This is a genomic window from Amycolatopsis sp. A1MSW2902 (genome assembly GCF_017312175.1).
Lineage (GTDB): Bacteria > Actinomycetota > Actinomycetes > Mycobacteriales > Pseudonocardiaceae > Amycolatopsis > Amycolatopsis nivea.
Genome location: NZ_QJPO01000001.1, coordinates 1,905,727 through 1,922,891 on the forward strand (window position 1 = coordinate 1,905,727; position 17,165 = coordinate 1,922,891).

The 17,165-nt window shown below is 68.6% G+C and carries 14 protein-coding genes; 7 read left to right on the top strand and 7 right to left on the bottom strand.

The window, feature by feature from the left end; all coding sequences use genetic code 11:
* Positions 1 to 28: 28 nt before the first annotated feature.
* Positions 29 to 1,513 carry an alpha/beta hydrolase gene (locus DMP23_RS08660; RefSeq protein ID WP_337820715.1) on the top strand — a complete coding sequence of 495 codons (1,485 nt, stop codon included), beginning with the start codon at positions 29 to 31 and terminating at the stop codon, positions 1,511 to 1,513.
* A gap of 60 nt (positions 1,514 to 1,573) precedes the next feature.
* Here DMP23_RS08660 and DMP23_RS08665 read toward each other — a convergent pair whose 3' ends face one another.
* From DMP23_RS08665 to DMP23_RS08675, 3 genes are all read right to left on the bottom strand, one after another.
* Positions 1,574 to 1,981 carry a hypothetical protein gene (locus DMP23_RS08665; protein WP_037815122.1) on the bottom strand — a complete coding sequence of 136 codons (408 nt, stop codon included), beginning with the start codon at positions 1,979 to 1,981 and terminating at the stop codon, positions 1,574 to 1,576.
* A 65-nt stretch (positions 1,982 to 2,046) separates the two neighbouring features.
* Entirely contained in the window at positions 2,047 to 3,429 is a 1,383-nt protein-coding gene (locus DMP23_RS08670; protein ID WP_134729840.1) for an aspartate aminotransferase family protein, read from the bottom strand.
* A 168-nt stretch (positions 3,430 to 3,597) separates the two neighbouring features.
* Positions 3,598 to 4,083 (bottom strand): Lrp/AsnC family transcriptional regulator, encoded by a 486-nt coding sequence (locus DMP23_RS08675; RefSeq protein WP_009082329.1) that lies wholly within the window; start codon positions 4,081 to 4,083, stop codon positions 3,598 to 3,600.
* Between the two features lie 188 nt (positions 4,084 to 4,271).
* On the opposite strand from DMP23_RS08675, the gene DMP23_RS08680 reads away from it, so the two are divergent.
* Positions 4,272 to 5,642 carry an APC family permease gene (locus DMP23_RS08680; protein ID WP_238604552.1) on the top strand — a complete coding sequence of 457 codons (1,371 nt, stop codon included), beginning with the start codon at positions 4,272 to 4,274 and terminating at the stop codon, positions 5,640 to 5,642.
* Positions 5,643 to 5,982: 340 nt separating this feature from the next.
* Here DMP23_RS08680 and rho read toward each other — a convergent pair whose 3' ends face one another.
* The 4 genes from rho to DMP23_RS08700 all read right to left on the bottom strand — a co-directional run bounded on the left by rho (position 5,983) and on the right by DMP23_RS08700 (position 10,827).
* Positions 5,983 to 7,050 carry a transcription termination factor Rho gene (gene rho / locus DMP23_RS08685; protein WP_134667432.1) on the bottom strand — a complete coding sequence of 356 codons (1,068 nt, stop codon included), beginning with the start codon at positions 7,048 to 7,050 and terminating at the stop codon, positions 5,983 to 5,985.
* A 308-nt stretch (positions 7,051 to 7,358) separates the two neighbouring features.
* The gene (locus DMP23_RS08690) at positions 7,359 to 8,123 is read right to left on the bottom strand and encodes an ArsR/SmtB family transcription factor (RefSeq protein ID WP_240690843.1); all 765 of its coding nucleotides are present in this window, start codon (positions 8,121 to 8,123) and stop codon (positions 7,359 to 7,361) included.
* Between the two features lie 107 nt (positions 8,124 to 8,230).
* Positions 8,231 to 9,685, bottom strand: coding sequence for a M81 family metallopeptidase (locus DMP23_RS08695; RefSeq protein ID WP_337820716.1), 1,455 nt, complete (start codon positions 9,683 to 9,685; stop codon positions 8,231 to 8,233).
* On the bottom strand, positions 9,682 to 10,827 hold the full coding sequence (locus DMP23_RS08700) for an ROK family transcriptional regulator (protein WP_337820717.1): 1,146 nt from the start codon (positions 10,825 to 10,827) through the stop codon (positions 9,682 to 9,684). Before DMP23_RS08700 ends, DMP23_RS08695 begins: the two co-directional genes overlap by 4 nt.
* A 150-nt stretch (positions 10,828 to 10,977) precedes the next feature.
* Here DMP23_RS08700 and DMP23_RS08705 point away from each other — a divergent pair, with 150 nt between their 5' ends.
* Genes DMP23_RS08705 through DMP23_RS08725 form a run of 5 tightly spaced genes read left to right on the top strand, consistent with a single transcriptional unit; the run spans position 10,978 to position 17,101 of the window.
* Positions 10,978 to 12,774, top strand: a complete 1,797-nt coding sequence (locus DMP23_RS08705) for a peptide ABC transporter substrate-binding protein (RefSeq protein ID WP_337820718.1) — start codon at positions 10,978 to 10,980, stop codon at positions 12,772 to 12,774.
* Positions 12,775 to 12,778: 4 nt separating this feature from the next.
* Complete coding sequence (locus DMP23_RS08710) at positions 12,779 to 13,738, top strand: ABC transporter permease (RefSeq protein WP_337820719.1); 960 nt, start codon at positions 12,779 to 12,781, stop codon at positions 13,736 to 13,738.
* A complete protein-coding gene (locus DMP23_RS08715; protein WP_037815136.1) occupies positions 13,735 to 14,565 on the top strand; it encodes an ABC transporter permease in 831 nt (276 codons plus the stop codon). The genes DMP23_RS08710 and DMP23_RS08715 overlap by 4 nt, the downstream gene beginning before the upstream one ends.
* A complete protein-coding gene (locus tag DMP23_RS08720; RefSeq protein WP_337820720.1) occupies positions 14,562 to 16,187 on the top strand; it encodes an ABC transporter ATP-binding protein in 1,626 nt (541 codons plus the stop codon). The genes DMP23_RS08715 and DMP23_RS08720 overlap by 4 nt, the downstream gene beginning before the upstream one ends.
* On the top strand, positions 16,184 to 17,101 hold the full coding sequence (locus DMP23_RS08725) for an ROK family protein (RefSeq protein ID WP_337820721.1): 918 nt from the start codon (positions 16,184 to 16,186) through the stop codon (positions 17,099 to 17,101). Before DMP23_RS08720 ends, DMP23_RS08725 begins: the two co-directional genes overlap by 4 nt.
* The last annotated feature ends 64 nt before the right edge of the window (positions 17,102 to 17,165 follow it).

Consider the following 17,165-nt stretch of genomic DNA (forward strand, 5'->3'; position numbering starts at 1 on the left):
CTCCAGTTCACGCCGAAGGGGCAGGGCATTGGGTCTGGGCAGGAAACTGGCCGCCGCCACCACCGCGGTCACCGCGGCGACGGCGTTGTTCACCGCGGCACCGGCGACCGCCGCTCCCGCGGCCATCGACTGGAAACCGTGCCCTACCGGGCAAGGGGCCGAATGCGGCAAGCTCACCGTGCCGCTCGACTGGGACCGTCCCGGCGACGGCACGATCCAGCTCGCGCTCGCGCGGCGCAAGGCCACCGATCCCGCGCACCGGATCGGTTCGGTGCTCATGGATCCCGGCGGGCCGGGCGGCGCCGGTGCGGGTGAGGTGCAGAGCGGCTGGACGCTGTCGCCGAAGATCACCGCGCAGTTCGACACGGTCGGGTTCGATCCGCGCGGGGTCGGGGAAAGCACCGCGATCCAGTGCGGGCTCGACGAGCTCACCGCGATAAACCCGGTGCTGCCGAAGGATTCCGGCGAATTCCAGCAGCTGCTCGCGTACAACCGCGCGCTCGGGCGCAGCTGCGACCGGATCACCGGGCCGCTCGCCAGCCGTTCGGACACCCGCAGCGTCGTGCGCGACATGGACGCGATCCGTGCCGCGCTCGGCGACGAAAAGCTCACCTACTACGGCGTTTCGTACGGCACGCTGATGGGCCAGCAGTACGCCGAGGCGTATCCGGACCGGGTGCGCGCGCTCGTGCTCGACAGCAACATGGACCACTCGATCCGCAGCACCTGGGAATTCCTGAGGACGGAAACCGAGGCCACGCAAGAGTTGTTCGAGCAGTTCACCGACTGGTGCGACCGGACGACGTCGTGCGCGCTGCACGGCCAGGACGTCAGCGCGGTGGTGGCGGACCTGTACGCCCGCGCCGAACGCGGCGAACTCGGCACCCCGGACGACCGGCTCGACCCGATGGCGTTCGTCGGGCTGATCTCGCAGAACTTCTACGGCCCCACCTGGGACAAGCTCGCGAAGAGCCTCGTCGACCTGCGCGACGGGAAACCGGCCGAGGCGTCGTTCGGCAAGGACGACATTCCCATTCCGAACCCGTTCAACAGCATCTTCTGCTCCGACTGGCGGCTGCCGGTCACCAGCTACCCGCAGCTCGACAGCTACCGGCGCGCGCTCGCCAGGGTGTCGCCTGACCTGCACTTCTCGCCGCTGGGCTGGAGCGCGGCGACGGGCTGCGCCGGCTGGCCGAGCCCGGTGCGCAACCCGCAGCATCCGCTGTCGGTCCGGGCAGGCGTGCCGCTGCTGATGCTGAACAGCCGTTACGACCCGGCCACGCCGTACAGCTGGGCGGTGCGCGCGTCGCAGCAGTCCGGTGCGCCGCTGCTCACCTACGAGGGCTGGGGCCACGGCGCGTACTTCAAGAAGAGCCAGTGCGTCATCGACGCCGCGGACGCCTTCCTGATCGACGGCACGAGCCCGGGTCGCGGCAAGCACTGCCCGGCGGTCGAGCCGAGCGTTCAGTCCAGGATGGACGGTGTGCGGCCGCCGGCCACGCAACCGTACTGAGCCAACGAAAAGCGGGGCCCCGATCGGATCAGGGCCCCGCTTTTTCGCGGCTGCCGCCGCTCAGTAGTCGTCACGCCCGGTGAACTGCTGTTCCAGCAGCTCGGCCGAACCGGCGACGAGTTCGAGCGGATCGGTGAACTCGTTGAGGTCGAGGTTCAGCAGCGGCAGCGAATGCCGCAGCACGAGGTGCTCGCCCATCACCACGAGCCCGCCGACCACCAGCGTCTGGCCTACCTCCGTGAGCACGGTGTGCAGATCGACCTCGTCCACGCGGGCGAACGGGGTCGCGATCTGCACCCAGTCCTCGCGCTGGTCGAAAATCTCCCTGGCGATCACCACGACCTGCGCGCGCCCCGTCGTCTCCGCGTCGTCGCCGAACAGGACCCGGATCCGGATTTCGCCCGGGTCGTCCCGGATCACCCGGTAGGTCTGCCTGATGTAGGCGACCAGGTCATTCCACTGCGCCACGCGCTTCCTCCCGTTGGTAGGCAACGAAGATCAGCGTAGCGGGACAACCCGGGCGGCAGCGGGCGTCAGAGCAATTTCCACGCTCCGGTGAGCGCCTCGCGCAGGATCTGCTCCATCTCGTCGAACTGCGGCTGGTCGCAGATCAGCGGCGGCGACAGCTGGACCACCGGCTCGGCGCGGTCGTCGGCGCGGCAGTAGAGACCGCCCTCGAACAGCGCGTTCGAGAGATAGCCGCGCAGAATGCGTTCCGATTCCTCGGCGGTGAACGTCTCCTTGGTCGCTTTGTCCTTGACGAGTTCGATGCCGTAGAAGAAACCGGTGCCGCGCACGTCGCCGACGATCGGCAGATCGGTCAGCCGGTCGAGGGTCGCCCGGAAGGCGGTTTCCTTGTCCAGCACGTGGCCGTAAAGGTTCTCGCGCTCGATGAGGTCGAGGTTCGCCAGCGCGACCGCGCACGAAACCGGGTGCCCGCCGTAGGTCGAGCCGTGCATGAAGGTCGCCTCGCCGCCGGCGAACGGCTCCATCAGGCGGTCGCTCGCGAGCACCGCGCCGAGCGGGGCGTACCCGGAGGTCAGGCCCTTGGCGGTGGTGATGATGTCCGGCTGGTAGCCGTATCGCTTGGCCGCGAAGTCGTAGCCGACCCGGCCGAACGCGCAGATCACCTCGTCGGACACCAGCAGCACGTCGTGTTTGTCGCAAATCTCGCGGACCCGCTCGAAATAGCCGGGCGGCGGGACAAAGCAGCCGCCGGTGTTTTGCACGGGTTCGAGGAATACCGCGGCGACGGTGTCCGCGCCCTCGAATTCGATCGCCTGCTCGATTTGGTCAGCGGCCCAGCGGCCGTAAGCCTCGTAATCGTCGGCGTGCTCGGGCGCGCGGTAGAAGTTCGTGTTCGGCACCCGCAGCGTACTCGGCACGAGCGGCTCGAAATCGGCCTTCGCACCAGGGATTCCGGTGATGGACAGCGCGCCCTGCGACGTGCCGTGATACGCGAGCGCGCGGCTGATCACCTTGTGCTTGGTGGGTTTTCCGGTCAGCTTGAAGTACTGCTTGGCGAGTTTCCACGCCGTTTCCACGGATTCGCCGCCGCTGACGGTGAAGAACACGCGGTTGAGGTCGCCCGGCGAGGCGGCGGCAAGGCGTTCGGCCAGTTCGAGCGCGGGCGGATGCGCGTGGCCCCACAGCGGGAAGTACGCGAGCTGTTTCGTTTGCCGTGCGGCGGCTTCGGCCAGTTCCTCGCGACCGTGGCCGACCTGCACCGCGAACAGTCCGGCGAGGCCGTCGAGGTAACGCTTGCCGGTGTCGTCCCAGATGTAGGCGCCTTCGCCGCGCACGATCACCGGGAAGTGCTCGGCCTGGCTGTGCCGCGTGAAGTGCAGCCAGAGGTTGTCGTGTGCGGCGGCGCCCTGGACGGTGGCGATCCCGGCGGGTTCGGCGGTCGTGGTCATGGCTCCTCGAAACGGGCCTCGAAGCTGCCGGCACGCACCGTGGCGCACCGGCCGGACTTCTCGGTTATCGCACAAGCCGACACCGCTTGGCAAGCGGATCAGTCGCCAGCGCCACCCACAACGACTAATTTCAGCAGTCTCATCGGGACAGACCTTCGGATTTCGTCGTCACCGGCGGTGCGTGCCCCACTGGTACGACTGTTTCCGCAGCTTGAGGTACACGAGCGTCTCCGCGGTGCGCACGCCGGGCAGCGTCCGGATGCGGTTGGAGATCACGTCGAGCAGCGCCTCGTCGTCGGCGCAGAGCACCTCGCACAGCACGTCGAAGCGGCCGGCGCACAGCACGACGTAGTCGATCTCGTCCATTTCGGCCAGTGCGTCGGCGACCGGATCGAGCGGGCCGTCGACGGTGATCGCGACCATCGCCTGGCGGAAAAGCCCGACCTGCAAGGGATCCGACACCGCGACGATCTGGATGACGCCCGAATCGGACAGCCGCTGCACCCGCTGGCGGACCGCCGCCTCGGACAGCCCGACCGCCTTGCCGATCGTGGCGTACGGCCGCCGTCCGTCCTCCTGCAACTGGGCGATGATCTGCTTCGAAATGTCGTCGACCACCGGCGGCACCGGCCGGTTCGGGTCCTGGCTCTGCATCCCGGGATCATCTCGGGTCGACCCTTCCGCGGGCAACCAGGGGCGTGGCACATCGTCGCCCTGAGTGTCCAAATGACCCGTCGCCCGGGGTGCCCGACAACGGATTTCGTCGTCTTTCCGACGTTGACAACGGCAAACCCGTCCTGTTCCATCCGTCGAATTCCAGCGCCGCCGACGGAGGGATCCCCATGCCGCCTCATCCGGTCCCCGTCCAGACCGACACTGCCGCCGGTTCGCCCGCGCCCCGCTCGCTCACCAGATCGATCGGCGTCGGCGGCGGTACCTTGCTGACGCTGAGTTGCGTGACTCCCGCGTCGTCCTTGTTCGTTCTCGTCCCGCCGTTGTTCGGCTCGCTCGGCACCGGCACCGCGCTGGCCATCGGGCTCGCCGTGCTGCTGTGCGTGGGCATCGCGTTCTGCTATTCCGAACTCGGCACGCTGGTGCCCAGTTCGGGCGGCGAGTACGCCATGGTGTCCACAGTGGTCAGCCGGTTCGCCGGGTGGATCACCTTCATGCTGTCGTTCATCGTGATCCTGGTGGTACCGCCGATCATCGCGATCGGGGTGGCCGACTACCTGTCGGTGATCGTGCACGTCGATCCGTCGGTGGCGGGTGCGCTGGTGATGCTGGCGTCCACCGGGATGGGCCTGGTGAACCTGCGGTCGAACGCCTGGCTGACCGGGATCTTCCTGGTGATCGAGATCGTCGCGATCGTCGTGGTGTCCGTGCTCGGCTTCGCGCACACCGACCGGCCGGCCGCGGTGCTCGTGCGGCCCAGCATGGACGGCGTGCATCCGATCGCGCTGGTCTCGGTGATCGCCGGGCTGGCGGTGGCGTTGTTCGTGGTGCAGGGCTTCTCGACCGCGGTGTATCTGGCGGAGGAGATGCGGGAGCCGCACAAGACGGTGTCCCGGACCGTGTTCTGGACGCTCGGCGTCAGCGCGGTGGTGATCCTGGTGCCGGTCATCGCGATCACGCTGGGCGTGCCGGATCTCGCGACGCTGCAGAACCTCGACCTGACCGCGCTCGTGGTGAGCTGGAGCAGTTCGACGTTCGGCACGATCATCAGCTTGTGCATCGCGGCGGCCATCGTGAACGCGGTGATCGTGATGGTGATCCAGAACTCGCGCGTGCTGTACGCGTCGGGCCGGGATCGCGCTTGGCCGGAGCCGGTGAATCGCGCGTTGAGCGTGGTGAGCCCGCGGTTCGGCGCACCTTGGGTGGCGACGCTCGTGGTCGGCGTCTCGGAAGCGGTGCTGTGTTTCGTGCCGGTGGAAACGCTGAGCGGCGTGACCGGGGTGGCTGTGGTCGCGCTGTACCTGGCGATTTCGGTGAGCGTGCTGTGGGCGCGGCGACCGGCGCACCGGCGTCCGCAGGTATGGCGAATGCCGGGGTGGCCGGTGGTGCCCGTGGTCGCGGTGCTGGCGCTCGGCTATGTGCTGGTGTCGCAGAGCCTGCTGGACCTGGCGATCACGGCCGGGGTGCTGGTGGTTTCGGCCGCGTACTGGTGGGGCTACCTGCGCCGGCGGTCGGATCGGTGGCTGGTGACGATTCCCTGACCCCGGCTCTGGTGAGGACGGACAGGTTGGTCGGGCGCAGTGCTTCGGTCGGCTCGAGCAGATGGTCGTGCGGGAGGGGCGGCCATCTGCTCGCTGCTGAGGATGGTTCGCCAGGGTTCGCCGTTTTCTAGGCGGGGTGGCTGCTGTAGGACCAGTGGTAGCCGAGCCGTTCCACCACCGCACGGGAACGGGCGTTGCGCACCTCGGCGAAGGCGACTACTTCCGTGCGCGGGTCCATTGGCCGTACCAGCGGGCGATGCCAGGGTCCAAGTGAAGCCGGTACAGCTCGTCGGCAAGAGCCGGACCAATCGAAGTGAGCCGGAGGCGTTCGGTCTCCAACTCAGGCGGCCGCAGTAGCGGGAACAGCCAGGGAAGCGTTCACTCGGGCGATGAATTCCGCGTTGGACTTCGTCGTGCGGACCTGTTCCAAGAACTGTTCCGCAGCCCGCTTAGGGTCCTGTGTGGACAGTGCGCGGCGGACCTCGTTCATCACGGCCAGTTCCTGCGGCGGGACGATCAGCTCGTCACGGCGGGTGCCGGAGCCGAAGAAATCTACCGCGGGGAAAACGCGATGGTCGGCGAGCATGCGGTCCAGGCGGAGTTCCGAGTTGCCGGTGCTTTTCAGTTCCTCGAAGAACACCGTGTCCGCCAAAGAACCCGTGCCGACCAGTGCGGTGGCGATGATCGTGAGCGAGCCGCCGCCCTCGATATTCCTTGCCGCGCCTAGGATTTTCTTCATCGGGTGCAGTGCGCTGGCGTCGACGCCGCCGGACAGGATTCGGCCTGAGGTGCGGGCTGCCAGGTTGTACGCGCGGCCCAGGCGGGTCAGGGAATCCAGCAGCAGCACGACGTCGCGGCCGGTTTCGACCAGGCGTTTCGCGCGTTCCAGAGCCAGTTCGGCGACAGCGGTGTGTTCGGCGGGCTTGCGGTCGAAAGTGGACGCTACGACCTCGCCGTGCACCGAGCGGGTCATGTCCGTGACTTCTTCGGGGCGTTCGTCGGCGAGCAGCACCATGAGGTGCGCCTCGGGGTGGTTGACCGCGACCGCTTGCGCGATCGCTTGCAGCACAGTGGTTTTGCCGGTGCGCGGCGGGGCGACGATCAACGCGCGCTGGCCTTTGCCCAGCGGGGCGACCAGGTCCAGGACGCGCGTGGTGAGCTGGTGCCTGCTGGTTTCGAGGACCAGTCGCTGATCCGGGTGAACGGGGGTGAGCTGGTCGAAATCGGGACGGCGTTCTCCGGGCGGACGGCCGTTGACCGAGACGAGTTCGCCGTCGTCGAGGACGAGTTCGTCGCCGCGGCGCAGGCTGTGCGTGCGGATCAGGGACAGGGGCACGGACGGGCCGCCGGGGGCGTAGCCCAGGGTGGCGGTCTTGCCGTGGATATCGAGAATTCCTTGCTGTGTCATGGTTTGTGGCTCCTTGAGCAGTGACAGTCGACGCGGAAAGCGGACCGCCGGATGAGACGAAGCGGGTCAGGCGACGGGCTTCGGAAAAGACGCCGATTCGCGTCGCGTTGACTCACGCTGACGGAGAGGGCGGAACCCCGGGGCGGCGGGGCCGACTTCCTGGGGTATGCGCCGAGAGTAGCGCATCGGTTCCGGCCGCACAACTGGCACTGCACGCGAAGAGGGGCCTCGTGAGCGACTGCCGTCGAAAAAACCGGCGCTCACAAGGCCCCAACAAACCTGCCGGCGGGTCTATTCCCGCGCGCCGGTCACGGCATCTCCCATGGCGCCTGTGGCAGCACGTGCCCGGTCTCCAGCAGCGACTTCAGGTTCGACAGCACAGCCGCCCATCCGCCGGACACGTCCTGGTGCGCCTTCTCGTCGGGCAGGTCCTCGTGCGTCACGGTCAGCCGGACGATGCCCTCGTGCTGTTCGATGTCGAACGTCGCGCGGGACGGCTCCTGGTCCTTCGGGCCGTTCGGGTCGTACCAGGTGGTGACCAGGCGCTTCGGCGGGACCGACTCGATCACCTCGCCCTCGACGTCGGCGATCCCGGACCCGTCGGTCCGCACGTGCGCCCAGCGCGAACCCTGCTTGAAATCGGATTCGTTGCGGTGGCCCCAGTACTGCCCGGTCAGGTCGGGGTCGGTGAGCGCGTGCCACACCTGCTCCGGCGTGCTCTGAATGTAGGTCACATACACAAAACTCGGCTTCATGGCTTCCTCTGCTCGACGTTTGACGGCACTGAGCATCCGCAGCCGCGGCTGCTCGAACCGGTCCACCCACCGCTCCTGCATCTCGTGCAGCGGCACCGGATTGAGGTAGTGCAGCTTTTCCCGGCCGCGGCGCACGCTGCTCACCAGGTTCGCCGCCTCCAGCACGGCGAGGTGCTGGGTCGCGGACTGCCGCGTCATCTCCAGCCGGCGGCACAGCTCGCCCAGCGTCTGCCCGTTGTCCTCGCGCAGCTGGTCGAGCAGGTACCGGCGGGTCGGATCCGCCAGCGCCTTGAACACTTTGTCCAGGTCAGGTTGCACACTTACAGTAAGGCAGGCAAATGCCTGCCTGTCAAGCCAGCAGATGGAAACACAGGTCAGCACCGAGGCGAGTTACTGACCGCCTCGACGCTGACTACTGAGAGTGTTTAGAAGACCTCTGGAGTGAGCGAGGGGGCCGCCATGTCGGCGTCAAAGGGGAACATCGGGCGGACGATGCCGGAGTGGCCGAGTCGGAGCAGGTCCTGGTCGACGCCGCCGGGGGTGAGGGCCAGCAGCCAGTCCGCGGCCATGTCGTACAGCTCCGGTTCGAGGTAGCCGATCTTCACGATCACCACGTCCGCCTCGCGCGGGCGCAGGCCGAGCGCGTGGAAGTCGGATTCGAGGTGGTACGGCTTGCGGCGGGCGGTCACGATCACCCGCAGGCCGCCGACAGCCAGCGCCACCGCGGTTCCGGCGACCGGGTCGTCGGCGTCGATCGCGGCCACCTGTGCGGTGAGCGAGACCGGGCCGTGCGGTCCGGAGTCGACTTTTCCGCCCAGTTCAACCGAAATCGTCGCGCCGTCGCCGGCTTCGACCGCCGTAGCGACGGCTTCCGGGTCCAGAATGGCCGCGTACAAAGTGGTCAGCGGAGAGTCCACAATGGCCGGTGTGTTCAGCAGGACGTCGAGGCTCCACGACGTGTCCCCGGCACCGCCGGCGGTCGGGTTGTCCCCGGAATCGCTGATGAAGAACGGCCTCGAGGTCGAAGCGACCGCCTGCGTGAGGCATTCCTGCAGGGTGCCTGTCGGGGCGACGAAAGCGAAGTCGTGGCGAGCGTCCCAATAGGACTGAGCCAGTCGCTCGGCTTCCTTCGAGATCAGCGGAACGTCGTCGCCCATCACTACCACCGCGGCCTGGCAGCGCGGTTCGTCCGCCCACGCGTAGCCGACCCAAATCGCCGCGTCCAGAACTCCGTCCAGCGCTTCGACGGAATCCACTGCCGCGTAAACGCTCTTCGCCGGTTCGAGCCGGGTGCTGGTCTTCTCCCCCGGCAACAGAACCGGAACCTGCACCCAAGCCTTCTTCGGCCGACCACCGGACCGCAACCGCGACACCAGGTTCCGCGCGGCCCGTTCGCGGGTCTCCCACGCGTCCTCGTGCGGAGCCATCCGGTAGCAGGTGATCAGGTCCAGCGCGGTGACAAGTTCGCGCGAAACGTTGCCGTGCAAGTCCATCGACGCCGACACCAGCACGTCCGGACCGAGGATCGAACGGATCTCCTGTGCGAGCGAAGCCTCCACATCGGACCGTCCGACGACACTCATCGCGCCGTGGATGTCGAAGAACAGCCCGTCCAGCTCACCCGCCGAACGCAGCCGGTCCAGGATTTCCCCGGACAGCTCGGCGTACGCCTCTTCGGTGACCGCGCCGCCTGGGAGCGACCGCGCGTCCACCAGCGGGATCCATTCCACCTCGGCCGCCCAGTCCGCGTCGAGAAAGTCGTAGCGGCCAAGCAGATCGTCCCCGCGCAGCACCCGGAAATCGTCCACTGTGGACCGATGCGGCGAGAAGGTGCTCGATTCGATGGCGATTCCGGTGATCCCGACCCGCAGCTTCTTCATCGTCCACTCCGTTTGATCGCTTGCTCGAACACCGCGTCCAGCGCGAGCGCGCCCGCGCCGCAGAGTCCCGCGTCCGCACCGAACCGCACCCGGTCGATCCGCAGTTCCCTGGTAGCCAAGGGAAGGCACCGTTCGTACAACGCACCGCGCACGGCCGCGACGAACGCTTCCGAACCGGACAGCGCGCCGCCGAGCAGCACCTCGTCCGGGTTGCTGAAGTTGACCACCGTGGCCAGCACCTCGCCGAGCCGCAGCCCGGCGCGCCGCACGGCCGTGGTCGCTTCGGGATGTCCGTCTTCCGCGGTGGCCATCACCTGCGCGGTGGTCTCCAGCTTCAAACCCTGCGCCCGCAACTGCGCGACGAGCGCGGCGCCGCTGGCCACCACTTCCAGGCAGCCGCGGTTCCCGCAGGTGCACGGCCGGTCCTCGGCGGCGGGCACGCGCACGTGGCTGATGTCGCCCGCGACTCCGGCCCGGCCGCGGTAAAGCTCGCCGCCCAGCACTATTCCGGACCCGATGCCGGTACCGGCCTTCACCACCAGCAACGTCCGGCCAGGCGCACCGGCCACGGATTCGCCCAGCGCCAGCAGGTTCGCGTCGTTGTCCACGAACACCGGCAGGTCGAAGTGCTCCGCCAGCGCGTCCCGGACCGCGAACCCGCGCCAGCCGGGCATCCGCGACGGCAGCGTGATGGTACCCGCGTCGACATCCACCGGACCCGGGAACGCGACGCCGAGACCGAGCGCGCGGCCCGGGCAATCCGCGCCCGCCATCACATCGCGCACCGCGGCGGCGAGCCCGGCGACCAGTTCGCGCGGCTCCTGGCTGATGTCCAGCGGACGCTCGTGCACTTCCAGGAGGTTGCCCGCGATGTCGAGCGCGCCGATCCGCACGTGCCGGGAGCCGACGTCGGCGCCCCAGACGTGGCCGAACTCCGTGTTGACCGACAGCAGCTTCGGCCGCCGCCCGCCCGCGGACCGGCCCTCGCCGGATTCGCTCAGCACCCCGGCGGACATCAGCGCCTGCGTGCGCACCGACACCGTCGACTGCGGCAAGCCCAGCGCACGCGCCAGGTCCATGCGCGACCTCGCGTGGCCGTGCGCGACCAGCCACAACACCCGCAGCGGTCCGGCCGGATCCACCGCGTCACCTCTTTCATCACGATTGATGTAACTAAACTGTGCGAAAGGACTCTTGGCAATTCCCGTCTCGCGTGCGAGATTACCCGACAGCCAGGACGCGGCATAGCACCTGGCACTGGTCTTTCATCAGAGTTGTTGGAAGTGATGCGAATGGCTCGACGCCCGTGGCGCGCCGCGCTCGGGGTCACGCTCGCCGCCGCGCTGGCGCTGTCCGGCTGCGCGGCGAGCCGGGAACCGCACGGCGGCGGTTCCGGCACCCCGAAAACCGGCGGGACCGTGCGGTTCGCGCTGCCCCCGTCGGCGACGCCGAACTGGATCATGCCGCTTTCGCTCCCCGGCTACGGCGGGTCGTACAACGGCATGATCCGGTCGACCATGTACGTGCCGCTGTACAGCTACGACGGCAGTTCCGGCTCGGTCACCCTCGACGACGCCGCGAGCGCCGCGAACGTGCCGAGCTACTCCCCCGACGGCAAGACCGTGACCATCACGCTCAAGCCGCTGACCTGGTCCACCGGCGAGCCGCTGACCAGCCGTGACGTCGAGTTCTGGCTCAACCTCGCCCGCGCGGGCAAGGACAAGTGGGGCAAGTACTCGAAGGGCTCGATCCCGGACAGCATCGTCGGCTTCCACGCCGTGGACGACCGCACCTTCACGTTCACCCTGGACAAGGCGTACAACCCGGACTGGTTCACCGCCAATCAGCTCAGCCTGATCGTCCCGATGCCGCACGCGTGGGACCGCACGAGCGCCGCGGGTCCGGTCGGCGACCACGACCGCACCCCGGACGGCGCGAAACAGGTCTTCGATTTCCTGGTCAGCCAAGCGAAACAGCTCGGCACGTACGCGACGAATCCACTGTGGAAGGTCGTGAACGGACAGTTCACGCTGGCCGGGTTCAGCACGTCCGGCGAGGTGACGCTGCGGAAGAACCCGAAGTACACCGGACCGGATCCGGCGAAGCTCGACACTGTCCGGTTCCTGACCTTCACCAGTCCGTCGGCGGAGTACAACGTGCTCCGCGCCGGCGGCCTCGACTACGGCTACCTGCCGACGTCGAACCTCGGCCAGCGGTCGAAGCTGGAGGAGCAGGGCTACCGGGTCGAACCGTGGAACGGCTGGTCCATCACGTATTCGCCGTACAACTTCAACAATCCGAAGCTGGGCAAGGTGTTCTCCCAGCTGTACGTGCGGCAGGCGATCCAGCACGCGGTGGACCAAGACGCCATCACCTCGGTGATCTGGCGTGGCGCCGCGCGCGTCGGCTACGGCCCGGTGCCGCAGGACAACGACACGAAGTACCTGTCGCCCAAGCAAAAGGCCAATCCGTACCCGTTCGACCTGAACAAATCGAGGCAGCTGCTCGCCGACCACGGCTGGAAACCCGGTTCCGACGGAGTCCTCCTCTGCGCGGACCCGGCGAAATGCGGCGAGGGCATCGCCGAAGGCACCCGGCTGTCGCTGACCATGCTGACCGAGTCCGGTTCCGACGAAACCGACGGCACCATGCAGGAACTGCGCTCGCAGCTGTCGAAGGTCGGCATCGAGATGAAGATCAACGCGCAGCCGCTGAACACCGTGCTGGCCAACGGAACCACGTGCAAACCGGAGGACCCGTCGTGCAGCTGGCAGCTGTCCTACTTCGGCACGCAAGGCAGCTGGTACTTCCCGGCGAACCCGAGCGGCGAGGAGCTGTTCGCGACCGGCGCGGGCACGAACTTCGGCGGCTACACCGATCCGAAGGCGGACAAGCTGATCGCGGCCACCAACCTGGCGTCGGACAACCGGGCGATGCTCGAGTACAGCGCTTATCTGGCCGAGCAGCTTCCGGTGCTGTGGCTGCCGAATCCGCCGTACCAGGTGTCGGCGATCGACACCGCGCTGCACGGCGTGACCCAGGACCCGATGGCCGGGCTGCTCCCGCAGCGCTGGTTCTGGACGAGGTGAGGACATGACGCGCTACATCCTCCGCCGGCTCGTGCTGGCCGTGGTGGTCGTGCTGCTGGTCACCGTGGTGACGTTCGTGCTGCTGCATTTGCTGCCCGGCGGCCCGGCCCGCGGCGTCCTCGGCGTGAAGGCCACCGAGGCCCAGATCGCCGCGTTCAACCACGCGCAGGGCTTCGACCAGCCGCTTCCGGTGCAGTACTGGGATTACCTGCTGCGGCTCCTGCAGGGCGACCTCGGCGAGTCGTACACGCAGAACTCGCCGGTGAGCACCCTGCTCGCCGAGCGGATGCCGAAAACCCTGCTGCTCACCGTGTTGTCCACCGCGCTCGCGATCCTCGTCGCGCTGCCGCTCGGCGTGTGGCAAGCGGTCCGCCGCGGCCGCACCGCGGACGTCCTCACCACAGCGATCACCTTCGTGCTCTACGCGACGCCGGTGTTCTTCCTGTCGCTGGTGCTGATCATCCTGTTCGCGCAGGTCCTGCCGTGGTTCCCGGCGCAGGCCGCACAGGGCGAGACGATCGGCGAACTGCTGTCCGAGCCAGGTGCGCTGGTGCTGCCGGTGCTCGCCGGGACCGGAGCCGCGCTCGCCGCGTTCAGCCGGTACATGCGAGCGTCCACTCTGGACAGCCTGTCCGAGGACTTCGTGCGCACCGCACGGGCCAAGGGAACGCCGGAGCGCACGATCATCTGGCGGCACGTCTGGCCGAACTCGCTGACCTCGGTGGTCTCGATGCTCGGTTACTACGTGCCGGTGGTGTTCGGCGGTTCGCTGGTCGTCGAATCGATGTTCAACTACCCCGGCATCGGCCTGCTGTTCTGGACCGCGACCCGCACCGCCGATTTCCCGGTGCTGCTGGGCGTCGTGCTCGTGATCGCCGTGGCGACCGTGCTCGGCTCCCTGCTCGCGGACCTGGTCCAGCTGGCGATCGACCCGCGGGTGCGGGTGAAGGGAGCGCGGTCGTGACTGTCCTTTCGCGGCTGTTTGCCCGCAAATCCGCGGTCGTGGGCGCGGTCCTGCTGCTGCTCGTCGTGGCGTTCTGTTTCCTCGGACCGGTGTTCTACGGCACCGACCAGTCGCACACCGACCTCGCTTCGGCGCGCCTCGGACCGGGCGGCGGACATCTGCTCGGCACCGACGACCTCGGGTACGACGTGCTCGGCAGGCTCATGGTCGCCGGACGGACGTCGCTGATCATCGGCGTGCTCGCCGGGCTCATCGCGACCGCGATCGGCGCGGTGTGGGGCGCGGTCGCCGGGTACACCGGCGGCTGGCTGGACACCGTGCTGATGCGGATCGTCGACACCGGCGTCGCGATCCCGGCGCTGTTCCTGCTGCTGGTGGCCGCGACGCTGGTGACGCCGAGCGTCGGTGTGCTGGCACTGCTGATCGGCGCGGTGTCGTGGCTGGTGCCCGCGCGGCTGATGCGCGCGGAAACGGTGAGCCTGCGCGAACGCGATTACATCCGGGCGATCACCGTGCTCGGCGCGAGCCGCACGCGCGTGGTGTTTCGGCACATCATCCCGAACGCGATCGGCACCGTGGTGGTGAACGCGACGTTCCAGATCGCCGACGCGATCCTGCTCGTGGCGTACGTCAGCTTCCTCGGCCTCGGCGTTCCGGCGCCGGACACCGACTGGGGAGCCATGCTCTCCAAAGGAATTACCTACACCTTCGACGGCGCGTGGTGGCTGATCCTGCCGCCGGGCATCGCGATCGTCGTGGTGGTGTGCGCGATCAACTTCCTCGGCGACGGGCTGCGCGACGCGTTCGCGGTGAAGGGGCGACGATGAGCGAAGCAGTGCTGGACATCCGTGACCTGCGGGTGTCGTATTCCGGCGGTGCGGCGGCGGTCGACGGGCTGAGCCTTTCGGTCGCGCCCGGCGAGATCGTAGCGGTGGTCGGCGAGTCCGGTTCCGGCAAGAGCACGGCCGCGCTCGCGGTGCTCGGGCTGCTGCCGGGTTCGGCGCGGGTCACCGGGTCGATCGAGCTGGCCGGGCAGAACGTCCTCGACCTGCGCGGCGAGGACCTGCGGAAACTGCGCGGCCCGGCCGCCGGGATGGTGTTCCAGGAACCGATGACCGCGCTGAACCCGTTGCGGACCATCGGTTTCCAGCTGGCCGAGGCGATCCGCAACCACGATCCGGAGAAACTGCGCCACCGCCGCTACTACGACCGGTGCGCCGAACTGCTCGACCGCGTCGGCGTCCCGGAACCGGCCGCGCGGCTGAAGCAGTACCCGCACGAATTGTCCGGCGGTCTGCGGCAGCGCGTGATGATCGCGATCGCGCTCGCCGCCGGACCTCAATTGATCATCGCGGACGAGCCGACCACGGCGCTCGACGTCACGGTGCAGCAGCAGATTCTCGACCTGCTGCGCGACATCCGCGAGCACGAGGGCACCGCGACGCTGCTGATCACGCACAACATGGGCGTCGTCGCCGACGTCGCGGATCGCGTCGCGGTCCTGCGGAACGGCAAGCTCGTCGAAGAAGCCCCGGCGACGGAACTGTTCTCGTCGCCGAAGGCGGATTACACCCGGGAACTGCTGGCCGCGGTTCCGCAACTGGGTTCGTTCGCGCACGAACCGGCGGCCGGGGAAACCCGGAAGCCGGTGCTCGCGCTGTCGAATGTGGTGGTCGAGTACGGCGGACGCCAGGTGGTGAACGAAGTTTCCCTGTCCGTCTCAGCCGGTGAGATTGTCGGACTGGTCGGCGAATCCGGTTCCGGGAAAACGACACTCGGGAACTGTGCACTGGGCCTGGTCACGCCGAAATCCGGCACCGTCGAAGTGCTCGGCGGACCGCTGCCGAAAGGCACCGGCCGCTCGGCGCGGGCGGTCCGGCGGCAGATCGGCGCGGTGTTCCAGGACCCGGCGTCGTCGCTCGACCCGCGGATGACGGTCGCGCAGACCGTCGCCGAACCGCTGGTGGTCCACACCTCGGCCGGTCGCGCCGAGCGGCAGCGGCGGGTGCGCGAGCTCCTCGACGCGGTGGAGCTGCCGGAAAGCTTGCTGAGCAGGTACGGGCACGAGCTGTCCGGCGGGCAACGGCAGCGCGTGAGCCTCGCCCGCGCCCTCGTGCTGGGCCCGAAGCTGCTGATCGCCGACGAACCGACGAGCGCGCTGGACGTATCCGTGCAGGCAGCGGTGCTGGAGGTGTTCCGGCGGCTGCATCGCGAGTTCGGCTTCGGCTGCCTGTTCGTGAGCCACGACCTCGCGGTGGTGGACAGCCTGTGCGACCGGGTTGCGGTGCTGCGCGCGGGCGAACTGGTGGAGGAAGGCCCGGCGGAAACCGTGCTGCGCACGCCCGAACATCCGTACACGCAGGCGTTGCTGCTGTCCTCGCCGGTCCCGGATCCGCAGTTGCAGCGGAGCCGGCGCGAGGCGCTGGCCGGCGCGGACCCCGCGGCGTGACCGGATTGCGGGCCGGAGTCGACATCGGCGGGACGAAAACCCTGGTGGTGGTGTGCGACGAGGAAGGAAGGGAACTGGGTTCGGCGTCCGCCCCGTCGCAGTCGCACCGGGGCGGCGCGGCGATCCTCGACCGCGCGGCGGAGCTGGTCAGCTCGCTGGTGCCGGACCACGCGGCGCTCGCCGGGGTCGGCGTCGGAGCGGCGGGCGTCGTCGACCCGGTGACCGGAACAGTGCTGGTCACCGGGGATTCGTTCACCGGATGGGCGGGCACGCCGGTCAACGCCGAGCTGTCCGCCCGGCTCGGCGGGGTGCCGGTGCGCACCGTCAACGACGTGGACGGATTCCTGCTCGGCGAATTGCTGCCGGGCGAGCGGAACGTGCTCGGCGTCGCGGTCGGGACCGGGGTCGGCGGCGCACTGTTCGTCGACGGGCGGCTGCTGTACGGCGGCGCGACCGGAGCCGGCGAGATCGGGCACGTCGGCCGCTACGGGGAGGAACTCTGCACCTGCGGGCAGATCGGACATCTCGAGGCGTACGCGTCCGGACGCGCCTTGGCCCGCCGTTATGCCGAAGCGACCGGCCGGACCCGCACCGCGGAAGCGATCGCCGGGGAAGCGATCGCCGGGGATCGAGCCGCTCAAGCGGTGTTCACCGACGCGGGCCGGTTCCTCGGCCAGGCGATCGCGCACGCGGCCGGGCTGCTCGGCCTCGCGACCTGCGTGCTCGGCGGCTCGGTGGTCCGGTCCTGGGCGCTCCTGGAGAAACCGCTGCGGGAAGCGCTGGCGGAACAGCCGCTGCTCTCCGGGGAACCGGTGACGATCCGGCTCTCCCGGCACGGGCCGAAATCCGTGGCGCTGGGCGCGGCCGGCCTCACTGCCGGTATTCACCGGCTACCGGACGTGAGCAACCCCTAAACCAGTCCTCTGTGGACCATCGAGAAAACCGTGGCCTCGGGGTATACGCTGTCGGGCACCGACG

Bases quoted from the DNA above. Each gene is read 5' to 3' on its own strand.
- DMP23_RS08675 (WP_009082329.1), bottom strand. From the start codon at position 4,083: ATGCAGAGCCAGGACCCGAACCGGCCGGTGCCGCCGGTGGTCGACGAC.
- DMP23_RS08705 (WP_337820718.1), top strand. From the start codon at position 10,978: ATGGCTCGACGCCCGTGGCGCGCCGCGCTCGGGGTCACGCTCGCCGCC.
- DMP23_RS08695 (WP_337820716.1), bottom strand. From the start codon at position 9,685: ATGAAGAAGCTGCGGGTCGGGATCACCGGAATCGCCATCGAATCGAGC.
- DMP23_RS08720 (WP_337820720.1), top strand. From the start codon at position 14,562: ATGAGCGAAGCAGTGCTGGACATCCGTGACCTGCGGGTGTCGTATTCC.
- DMP23_RS08680 (WP_238604552.1), top strand. From the start codon at position 4,272: ATGCCGCCTCATCCGGTCCCCGTCCAGACCGACACTGCCGCCGGTTCG.
- rho (WP_134667432.1), bottom strand. From the start codon at position 7,050: ATGACACAGCAAGGAATTCTCGATATCCACGGCAAGACCGCCACCCTG.
- DMP23_RS08670 (WP_134729840.1), bottom strand. From the start codon at position 3,429: ATGACCACGACCGCCGAACCCGCCGGGATCGCCACCGTCCAGGGCGCC.
- DMP23_RS08710 (WP_337820719.1), top strand. From the start codon at position 12,779: ATGACGCGCTACATCCTCCGCCGGCTCGTGCTGGCCGTGGTGGTCGTG.